The organism is Geodermatophilus maliterrae (genome assembly GCF_041018925.1).
GTDB classification, from domain to species: domain Bacteria; phylum Actinomycetota; class Actinomycetes; order Mycobacteriales; family Geodermatophilaceae; genus Geodermatophilus; species Geodermatophilus maliterrae.
Genome location: NZ_JBFNXQ010000028.1, coordinates 41,855 through 51,386, shown reverse-complemented (window position 1 = coordinate 51,386; position 9,532 = coordinate 41,855). Strand labels below are relative to the sequence as shown.

Here is a 9,532-nt window from a genome sequence, read left to right as displayed (position 1 = left end):
TGGGCCGAGCTCGGCGGCTGGCGCACGGCCGCCGCCCTGCCCGCCCCGGACCCGGCGGTCGCCCCGCTCCTGGCCGAGCCGGCGCTCGCCACCACCGCCGAGGCCTACCTCGACGCCGCCGGCAGCGTGGCCCGGACGGCGACGGCGCTGGGCATCCACCGGCAGACGCTGTACCACCGCCTGGGCCGGATCACCGCCCTGACCGGCCTGGACCTCGCCGACGGCGACACCCGGCTGCTGGTGCACGCCTCGCTCCGACGCGCGCGGCTGCCCTGACCGGCGTCCCACACGGAACCGGGCGGTCCGCTCGGGCGCGACGCCGTCCGGAGGGTGACCTACCCTCGGGGTGCTGATGGCTGCGGGAGGAGAGGCGTTGCCTCGAGACGCGGGCGGAGCCGGCGACGTCCTCCGGGACCTGCGCACGGCCACCGCCGAGGAGCACGACCGGGTCGAGTCCACCCTCGACCTGATGGACCCCCAGCTCGACCGCGACCGGCTGGTCGGCGTCCTGGGGCGCCTGCACGCCTTCTGGCTGGTGGCCGAGGCCGGCCTGGACGCCTGGGCCCGCCGCCGCCCGGAGGACGCCGCCGCCCTCGACTGGGACCGGCGCCGCCGCGCCGCGCTCTACGCCGCCGACCTGCGCGCCCTCGGCGCCGACCCCGAGCCGGCCGGGCAGCCCCTCCTGCCCGACGTGCACGACACCGACGAGGCGATCGGGCGGCTCTACGTGCTGGAGGGCTCGACCCTCGGCGGCACCTTCATCGACCGTCACCTCGCCACGCTGCCCGGGCTGGCAGGCGGCCCCCGGCTGCGCTGCTTCAGCCCCTACGGCGCCGACACCGGCGCGATGTGGCACGCCTTCCGGCGGGTCACCCGCGAGCACGTGGCCGGCCCCGGGGACGCCGGGCGGGTCGTCGCCGCGGCGCGCACCACCTTCGCCGTCCTCGCCGACTGGTGCCACCCGGCCGCCCGGCCGCAGGGCGTCCGCGCGTGACGGACGTCAGGTCGGACGTCCCGGCGGGAGCCGGGCCCGACGTCGCCTGGCTGGCGCCGGGGACGCCGGTCGACCTGGACAACTGCGCCCGCGAGCCGATCCACGTCCCGGGCAGCATCCAGCCGCGGGGCGTGCTGCTCGCCGTCAGCGAGCCCGACCTGGTCGTCGTCCAGGCATCGGAGAACCTCGCCGAGCTGACCGGCGTCGGCTGGTCCGACGCGCTGGGCCGCCCCCTGGCCGAGGTGCTGGGGGTGGCGCAGACCGGGGCCGTCGTCCGCTCGGCCAGCGCCTTCGGCGACCTGCGCGAGCGCAACCCCGTGGAGATCACCCTCGACGTCGGCGGGGACCCGGTGCCGGTCGACGCGATCCTGCACCGCGCGGTGCTGACCGGCGCCCGCGACGAGCACGGCCAGCCCGAGCCGGGCGCGCCGCCGGTGACCAACCTGGTGGTGGAGCTGGAGCCGGCGCGCGGACCGCGGCCGTTCTCCTTCCCGAACACCTACCAGGCGGTGCGCAGCACGGTCACCGAGCTCAACCGCGCCGCGACCCTGCAGGACCTCTACGACGTCACCGCCCGGGCGGTGCGCGGCCTCACCGGCTTCGACCGCGTGATGGTCTACCGCTACGACGCCGACTACAACGGTGAGGTCGTGGCCGAGGCGAAGGCCGAGCACCTCAACTCCTTCCTCGGGCTGCACTACCCCGCCTCGGACATCCCGGCGCAGGCCCGGGCGCTGTACGAGAAGAACTGGCTGCGGCTGATCTCCGACGTCGACTACGTCCCGAGCCCCGTCCACCCGGCCGCCCACCCCGCCACCGGCCGGCCGCTGGACCTGACCTACGCCACGCTGCGCAGCGTCTCGCCGGTGCACGTCGAGTACCTGCACAACATGGGCGTGCGCGCCTCGATGTCGATCTCCCTGCTGCGCGAGGACGAGCTGTGGGGGCTCATCGCCTGCCACCACTACTCGGGCCCGCACGCCCCGCCGTTCGCCACCCGGGCGGCCGCGGAGTTCCTCGGCTCGACGCTGTCCCTGCGGCTGGTCGACCGCACCGCCGAGGACGAGGTGCACCGGGCGCTGCAGGTGCGCTCGACGCTGGCGTGGCTGACGTCGGCCACGCTCGACGAGGACCGCCCGCTGGCCGACACGCTGCTCGGCAGCACCAGCCTCCTCGACGTCCTGCCCGCCGACGGCGTGACCGTGTCGCTGCAGGGCGGGACCGGCAGCAAGGGCGACGCGCTGCCGCCGGAGCTGGTCGAGGCGCTGGTCGGCTGGGCCGCGGCACGGGGCGGCGAGGTCGTGGCCACCGACTCCCTGCGCCGCGACGCCCCGGAGCTCGACGTGCCGGTCGACGTCGCCTGCGGTGTGCTGGTGCTGCCGCTGCCGGAGGGCCAGCACGTGCTGTGGCACCGCCGGGAGACGGTGCACTCCGTCGACTGGGGCGGCGACCCGCACAACAAGGCGATCGCCGAGCGTGAGGGCGACGGCGTCCGGCTCAGCCCGCGCAAGAGCTTCGACCGGTGGCGCGAGACGGTCCGCCACCGCTCCCGGCCGTGGACGCCGCAGGAGCGCTCCGAGGTCGCGCAGCTGCGCACCCACCTGCTCGAGGCGCTCTACGCCCGCTCGCGCCGCATCGTGCGCGCGGCGGAGACCCTGCAGCGCAGCCTGCTGTCCGACCCCCCGGAGCCCGAGCACCTGGAGATGGCGGTGCGCTACGTGCCCGCCACGCGCGAGGCCCAGGTGGGCGGCGACTGGTACGACGTCTTCGTCCAGCCCGACGGCTCGACGGTGCTGGTCATCGGCGACGTCGTCGGCCACGACACCGAGGCCGCGGCCTGCATGGCCCAGCTGCGCGGGCTGCTGCGCGGCATCGCCTTCGACAACGCCGAGGGCCCGGCCCGGGTGCTCGCCCGCCTCGACGGCGCGATCGAAGGGCTGGGGCTGGGGGCGTTGGCCACCGTGCTGGTCGGCCGCCTGGAGCAGACGCCGGAGGAGCGCGCCGCCGGGGTGACCCGGATGCGCTGGGCCAGCGCCGGGCACCTGCCGCCGCTGGTCGTGGGCCCGGACGGCGCGCTGCAGGCGCTCAGCGCGCCACGGCCGGGGATGCTGCTCGGGGCGGACCCCCACGCGGCGCGCACCGACCAGGTGACGGTGCTGCACCGCGGCTCGACCGTGCTGCTCTACACCGACGGGCTGGTCGAGCGCCGGGAGTCCGGCTTCGACGACGGCGTCGCCCGGCTGGGGCAGGCGCTGGCCGAGCTGCGCGACCGCCCGGTCGAGGAGGTGTGCGACGAGGTCCTCGAGCGGATGGTCCCCGACGGCGCGGAGGACGACGTCGCGCTCGTCGCCGTCCGCCTGCTCCCGCGCGACTGACGAGCGCCTCTCCCGGCGGCCCCCTGCAGGGCCCCACCGCGAGCCTGCGAGTGGTGGGGGGCAGGGGGGTCCTTCCTCAGCCCTCGGTCGGGTCGCGGTCGGAGAACTCCGCGGTGAGGCCGTCGTCCTGCCCGCCGCCCTCGGCGGGCAGCGGCGCCTCGTCCTCGGCCGCCCGGAGCTCCGCGTCGCCGGCGTCGGGCGCCCCGTCCACGCCGCGTTCCAGCTCGGCGAGCAGGCGCTCCTCGTCGGGACGCAGGTCACCGCTGCCGAGGTGCTCCCCCGGCTCGCCGGCGTCGGAGCCGGAGGCCATGCCGCTGTCGGGCAGGTCGGGGTCGGTCACGGGAGGCTCCTCAGCGCGGGAAGTTCGGTTCGAGACGCGGCACGATCTGCATCTCGGGGACGAAGGCCGCCGGGTGCAGCAGCAGCAGCGTGCGCACGGTGTCGGCCACCGCCGACGGCGGCATCATCAGGTGGGAGGGGATGCCCCACTGCTCCATCATCGGGGTGTCCATGGCCGCCGGGATGACGCTCTGCACCCGGCAGGGGAAGGGCCGCTCCGAGCCGTCGGGGAGCGTCACGGCCTTCTCCCGCAGCTCCCGCTGGATGCACCGGGTGGCGTTGAGGAAGCCGGCCTTGGACCCGTTGTAGGCGATCGCGCCGCTGCCCGAGGTGATCGCCGACAGCGACACGACGTGCACGACGTCGGCCGTGCGCCCCTCGGGCAGGTCCTGCACCCGCTTCACGAACTCGCTGGTGAGGAACACCGGCCCCTCGCAGTTGACCGCCATGACCCGCCGGTAGTCGTCGAGGTCGATGTCGGTGACGTAGCCGGGGCGGTCGATGCCGGCCACGTTGACCAGGACGTCGAAGGCGTCACCGTGCTGCTCGAACAGCGAGGCGACGACCGCGCGGCGGCTCCCGTCGTCGGTCACGTCGAGCGAGACGACCTCGGCGCTGCCCCCGGCGTCGGTCACCAGGTCGCGGGTCCGCGCGCTGCCGTCGGCGTCGATGTCGGCGACGACGACGTGCGCGCCGGCCTCGGCCAGCGACACGCACGTCGCCCGGCCCAGGCCGCTGGCCCCGCCCGTGACCAGCGCCACGCGGCCCTTCAGCTCCCCTGCCACCTGCTACCTCCGTCCACCGGCCCGGTGCAGGGCCGTGATCACCGTCCGTGCCGACAGCCTCGCCGACACCGCCGCCGCCCGCAGGTCGGAGGCCGTCGGCTCGCCTCCGCGCGGACGGCGGGACCTGGGCGGTCAGGCCGGGGACGACCAGACGTCGGCGAGGGTGACCGTCACCAGCTGCCGGGTCGCGATCAGCTCGAGCAGCCGGTCGAGCACGGTGGTCAGGGCCGGCTGGTTGGCGTGCCCGACGACGATCCCCTGGGCGGTGAACCACGCCTGCGCGGCGGCCACGAGCCCCTCGGCGCCGACCACGCGGCCGTCGTCGAAGGTGCCGTTCCACATCACCGTCGTGGGGTGCCCCAGGTCGGCGGCGATCGCGTCGGTGCGCGCGTCGTGCGACCCGAACGGCGGCCGCCAGAACGGGGTGGCGGGAACGCCGAGCGTGCGGCGCATGAAGTCCTGGTTGCGGCGGAGCTCGTCGGCGACCTCGGCGTCGGACACCGTCGTCACGTCCGGGTGCGACCAGGTGTGGTTGCCGAAGGCGACCTGACCGGACTCGACGAGCGGCCAGAGGTCGCGGGCGTTGTCCCCCCAGGTCCGGTAGGACCCGTTGGGGAAGAAGGTCAGCCGGGTGCCGGTCTCCCTCACCAGGGTGACCAGCGCGGCGACGACCTCGCCGTTGCTGCCGTCGTCGATGGTCAGCGCCAGCTGCGGGCCGGTCCCGGGCAGCCGGTCGACGACGCCGGTCGGGGCCGGGACGGCGACGATCCCGCCGGGCCCGGTGGGGGTGGCCGGGGCCGCCGGCCGGACCGCGGGGGTGCCGGGCGCGGCCAGGTCCACCTCGGCGGCGCCGCGGCCCACGGCGGCACCCGTCAGCCCGGCGGCGAGCAGGAGGAGGAAGCCCCGTCGGTCCACGCGGCGGAACCTAGGTCGGCGTCCCGGCGCGTCCTCGGCAGCGACACCAGGCACCTCGCGCGCCCGCCACGGTCCGTGCCCGTCCCCTCACGACGCCCGAGGTGCCATCAGCACGACAGAGCCACCTCAGGACGACGGGACGAGGCCGGCCTGCTCGATGAGGCGGGCCTGCTCGCGGCACCAGGGCGACCACGCGTCGCCGCCCTCGCCCTCCTGACGACGGCGGAAGGCGGCCCAGTCGAGCAGCTCCCACTCCCCCACCTCGCCGGGGTCGGGGGCGGGCTCACCGGTGAAGCGGCCGAGGTAGACCGGGCAGACCTCGTTCTCGACGACGCCGCGGAACTCCGCGCGGTACCGGTAGCCGGGCAGCGCCGGGCGCAGGTCGGCCACCTGCAGGCCCAGCTCGAAGGAGGCGCGGCGGGCGATCGCGGCGCCGTCGTCCTCGTCGGGGCCGGGGTGGCCGCAGACGGTGTTGGTCCACATGCCGGGGAAGGTCTGCTTGTCCCGGGCGCGGCGGGTGACCAGCAGCCGGCCGGCGTCGTCGAAGAGGTAGGCCGAGAAGGCGCGGTGCAGCGGGGTCTCGCCGTGGTGCACCAGCGGCTTGGGCATCGTGCCGATCGGCGTCCCGTCGTCGTCGACCAGCACGATCAGCTCTGCCGCGGTCACCGTCACCGGACCATCCTCCCCGACGGCCGGTGTTCCGGCACGCGTCCGGCCGGGCAAGGGGCCCCCATGCGACAGTTCCGGCGCGGCGGCCTGGTCTTCGACGTCCGCGACGGCGGACCTCCCGACGGCGAGCCCGTGGTGCTGCTGCACGGCTTCCCGCAGGACTCCTCCGCCTTCGACCGACTCGCGCCGCTGCTGCACGGCGCCGGCCTGCGCACGCTCGCGCCCGACCAGCGCGGCTACAGCCCCGGCGCCCGGCCGCCCGGGCGGTCGGCCTACCGGCTGCGGGAGGTCACCGCCGACGTCCTGGCGCTGCTCGACGAGGCCGGGCTGGAGAGCGCGCACGTGGTCGGCCACGACTGGGGCGGCGCGGTCGCCTGGGCGCTCGGTGCCTGGCACCCCGGCCGGGTGCGCACGCTGACCTCACTGTCCACCCCGCACCCGGCCGCCATGGCGCGCTCGCTGGTGACCAGCGACCAGGCGCTGCGCTCGACCTACATGGCGCTGTTCCAGCTGCCCGTGCTGCCCGAGCGGCTGCTGCTGGCCCGCGACGGCGAGCTGCTGCGGGGGGTGCTGGAGAGCAGCGGACTGCCGGCGGACGCGGTCGCCCGCTACGTCGCCCGCATGCGCGGGCCGGGGGCGCTGTCGGCCGCGCTGGCCTGGTACCGCGCCGTCCCCCTGGCCGCCCGCGACACGGTCGGCCGGGTGACCGTGCCGACGCTGCACGTGTGGAGCACCGGCGACGTCGCCCTCGGCCGCGCCGCGACCGAGCGGACCCGCGACCACGTGGCCGCGCCCTACCGGCTGGAGGTGCTCGAGGGCGTACCGCACTGGATCCCGGAGGTGGCCGCCGAGCGCACCGCCGAGCTGGTCACCGTGCACGTCCGCAGCACGGCCTGAGCCGCGTCAGGGCCGGGAATCTACAGCGGGCACTGCAAGTTCCACGGAGTGGACGGACCACCCGAGCCGAGAGGAGGACACCACGATGACCCTTCCCGTCCGTTCCCCGTCCCGTTCCCCCGCGCCCCGGGACACCTCCTCCTGGGACCCCTTCCGCGAGCTGGAGGACCTCTACGAGCGGGTGAACCGGTTGTGGGCCGAGAGCCTCGGCACCGTCGACCGCTGGGCGCCGCTCGCCGACGTCGAGGAGACCGAGGACGCCTACTCGGTCGAGATCGAGCTGCCGGGGGTCTCCCGGGACGACGTCGACATCCAGCTCGGCGACCGGCAGCTGACCGTCACCGGTGAGGTCAGGCAGAAGGAGCGCACCGGCATCCTGCGCCGCACCACCCGGCGCGTGGGCCGGTTCTCCTACGCCGTGACCCTCCCCGGCGACGTCGACGCCGACGGCGTCACCGCCTCGCTGGCCGACGGCGTGCTGACCGTCCACGTCCCCAAGGCCGAGCAGGCCAGGCCCCGCCGGATCGCCATCACCGGCTGAGTGCCCGACCGGAGCCGTGGGGGTGCGTGCCCGCGCCCTCCGGCTCCGCTCCTCCGACACCGGTGTCAGCGCCGTGCGCGCAGGCCGGAGAACGTGGTGGTGACGAGCGCGTCGGCCAGCGCGTCGGCGGACAGGCTGCCGCCGGGGCGGTACCACTCAGTGAGCGAGTTGACGGTGCCGAACAGCAGCCGGCTGGTGATGGCCGGGTCGACGTCGGGCCGGACGTCCCCCTCGTCCTCGGCGGCGCGCACGAGGTCGGTGACGATGCGGTCGAACTCGCGGCGCCGCCCGAGCGCGGCCTCCTCCACCGGGGAGTTGCCCCGCACCCGGAGCAGCAGCGTGACGAACGGCAGCTCGGCCGCCAGCACCCGCACCGACCCGCGGACGACGTGCTCCAGGCGCCCGATCGCCGGACCGGTGGTCGCCGCGGACTCCCGGGTGACGGCGAACAAGGCGTCGAGGGCACGGTCGAGGGCCAGCCGCAGCAGCTCGACCTTGCTCGGGACGTGGTGGTAGATGGCCGACTTGGTGATGCCGAGCCGCGCCGCGAGCTCGTCCATGCTGGTGGCGTCGTAGCCGCGCTCGTTGAAGACCGCGACGGCGACGTCCAGCAGGGAGTCCAGCGAGTGCCCGGGTCTGCCCCGCCGTCCGGTCGCGGTGCCCGACGGGGTCATGTCCGGTCGCGCAGGTCGTGCAGCCGCTGGAGCTTGCCGACCGAGCGGGCGAGCGTCTCGGGGTCGACCACCTGCACCTCGATGCTGGTGCCCACCGTGTCCTTGACGGCCGTGGCCACCTCCTCCGCGGCGGCGGCCCGGCGCGCCGGCGGGCAGTCCGGACGGGCCTCGATGCGGCAGGTGAGGTGGTCCATCCGGCCCCGGGTGGTCAGCTCCAGGGCGAAGTGCGGCGAGAGCCCGGGGGTGCGCAGCACGACCTCCTCGATCTGGGTGGGGAAGAGGTTCACCCCGCGCAGGATGATCATGTCGTCGGTGCGGCCGGTGATCTTCTCCATGCGGCGCATGGCGGGTCGCGCGCTGCCGGGGAGCAACCGGGTGAGGTCGCGGGTGCGGTACCGGACGACCGGCATGGCCTCCTTGGTCAGCGAGGTGAGGACCAGCTCCCCGACCTCGCCCTCGGGGAGCACCTCCTCGGTGACGGGGTCGATGACCTCCGGGTAGAAGTGGTCCTCCCAGACGTGCAGGCCGTCCTTGGTCTCCACGCACTCCTGGGCGACGCCGGGGCCCATCACCTCGGACAGGCCGTAGATGTCGACGGCCTGGATGTCGAGGCGGTCCTCCATCTCGCGGCGCATCTGCTCGGTCCAGGGCTCGGCGCCGAAGACGCCGATCTCGAGGCTCGACCCCCGAGGGTCCAGGCCCTGCTTCTCGAACTCGTCGATGATGGTGAGCATGTAGCTCGGCGTCACCATGATCACCCGTGGCTCGAAGTCGGTGATCAGCTGCACCTGCCGCGGGGTCATGCCGCCGGAGACCGGGATGACGGTGCAGCCGAGCTTCTCCGCGCCGTAGTGGGCGCCGAGACCGCCGGTGAACAGGCCGTAGCCGTAGGCGTTGTGCAGCCGGTCGCCGCGGCGCCCGCCGGCCGCGCGGATGGAGCGGGCCATCACCGTGGCCCAGGTGTCGATGTCGCGCTCGGTGTAGCCGACGACGGTCGGCCGCCCGGTCGTGCCGGACGACGCGTGGACCCGCCGCACCTGCTCCTGGGGGACGGCGAACATGCCGAACGGGTAGTTCTCCCGCAGGTCGGCCTTGCTCGTCGTCGGGAACCCCGCCAGGTCGGCGAGCTCGCGGCAGTCGTCGGGGTGGACGCCCGCGGCGTCGAAGGCCCGCCGGTAGTGCGGCACGTTCTCGTAGGCGTGCCGCAGCGACCACCGCAGCCGCTCCAGCTGCAGAGCGCGGAGCTCGTCGACCGACGTGCGCTCCGCCGCGTCGAGCGCGTCAGGAGCGGGCGCCGTCCCCAGCCGCCGGGTGGTGTCGCCGGTCGCCGTCGTCATCGGTGC

At 75.4% G+C, this 9,532-nt stretch carries 11 protein-coding genes; 5 read left to right on the top strand and 6 right to left on the bottom strand.

Features of this window, described 5'->3' with window-relative positions; all coding sequences use genetic code 11:
• From ABQ292_RS11025 to ABQ292_RS11015, 3 genes are all read left to right on the top strand, one after another.
• Window positions 1-276, top strand: a 276-nt coding sequence (locus tag ABQ292_RS11025) for a helix-turn-helix domain-containing protein (protein WP_369206183.1), incomplete at its 5' end; no start/stop codon positions are given.
• Window positions 277-373: 97 nt separating this feature from the next.
• Window positions 374-994 (top strand): biliverdin-producing heme oxygenase, encoded by a 621-nt coding sequence (locus tag ABQ292_RS11020; RefSeq protein ID WP_369206181.1) that lies wholly within the window; start codon window positions 374-376, stop codon window positions 992-994.
• Entirely contained in the window at window positions 991-3,369 is a 2,379-nt protein-coding gene (locus tag ABQ292_RS11015) for a SpoIIE family protein phosphatase (protein WP_369206179.1), read from the top strand. The genes ABQ292_RS11020 and ABQ292_RS11015 overlap by 4 nt, the downstream gene beginning before the upstream one ends.
• Window positions 3,370-3,445: 76 nt before the next feature.
• Here the strand turns inward: ABQ292_RS11015 and ABQ292_RS11010 are convergent, their stop codons facing one another.
• The 4 genes from ABQ292_RS11010 to idi all read right to left on the bottom strand — a co-directional run bounded on the left by ABQ292_RS11010 (window position 3,446) and on the right by idi (window position 6,080).
• Window positions 3,446-3,709, bottom strand: a complete 264-nt coding sequence (locus ABQ292_RS11010; protein ID WP_369206177.1) for a hypothetical protein — start codon at window positions 3,707-3,709, stop codon at window positions 3,446-3,448.
• 10 nt (window positions 3,710-3,719) lie between these two features.
• Window positions 3,720-4,493, bottom strand: coding sequence for an SDR family NAD(P)-dependent oxidoreductase (locus tag ABQ292_RS11005; RefSeq protein ID WP_369206175.1), 774 nt, complete (start codon window positions 4,491-4,493; stop codon window positions 3,720-3,722).
• Between the two features lie 132 nt (window positions 4,494-4,625).
• Window positions 4,626-5,408, bottom strand: a complete 783-nt coding sequence (locus ABQ292_RS11000) for a polysaccharide deacetylase family protein (protein ID WP_369206173.1) — start codon at window positions 5,406-5,408, stop codon at window positions 4,626-4,628.
• Between the two features lie 126 nt (window positions 5,409-5,534).
• Window positions 5,535-6,080, bottom strand: coding sequence for an isopentenyl-diphosphate Delta-isomerase (idi, locus tag ABQ292_RS10995; protein WP_369206171.1), 546 nt, complete (start codon window positions 6,078-6,080; stop codon window positions 5,535-5,537).
• A 60-nt stretch (window positions 6,081-6,140) separates the two neighbouring features.
• Between idi and ABQ292_RS10990 the strand changes: the two genes are divergently transcribed.
• Together ABQ292_RS10990 and ABQ292_RS10985 are read left to right on the top strand one after the other, a co-directional pair.
• Entirely contained in the window at window positions 6,141-6,974 is an 834-nt protein-coding gene (locus ABQ292_RS10990; protein ID WP_369206169.1) for an alpha/beta fold hydrolase, read from the top strand.
• Window positions 6,975-7,059: 85 nt separating this feature from the next.
• Window positions 7,060-7,515 carry an Hsp20/alpha crystallin family protein gene (locus ABQ292_RS10985; protein ID WP_369206167.1) on the top strand — a complete coding sequence of 152 codons (456 nt, stop codon included), beginning with the start codon at window positions 7,060-7,062 and terminating at the stop codon, window positions 7,513-7,515.
• A 65-nt stretch (window positions 7,516-7,580) separates the two neighbouring features.
• Here ABQ292_RS10985 and ABQ292_RS10980 read toward each other — a convergent pair whose 3' ends face one another.
• Window positions 7,581-8,189 carry a TetR/AcrR family transcriptional regulator gene (locus ABQ292_RS10980; RefSeq protein WP_369206166.1) on the bottom strand — a complete coding sequence of 203 codons (609 nt, stop codon included), beginning with the start codon at window positions 8,187-8,189 and terminating at the stop codon, window positions 7,581-7,583.
• The gene (gene paaK / locus ABQ292_RS10975) at window positions 8,186-9,526 is read right to left on the bottom strand and encodes a phenylacetate--CoA ligase PaaK (protein WP_369206165.1); all 1,341 of its coding nucleotides are present in this window, start codon (window positions 9,524-9,526) and stop codon (window positions 8,186-8,188) included. The genes ABQ292_RS10980 and paaK overlap by 4 nt, the downstream gene beginning before the upstream one ends.
• Window positions 9,527-9,532 lie beyond the last annotated feature (6 nt).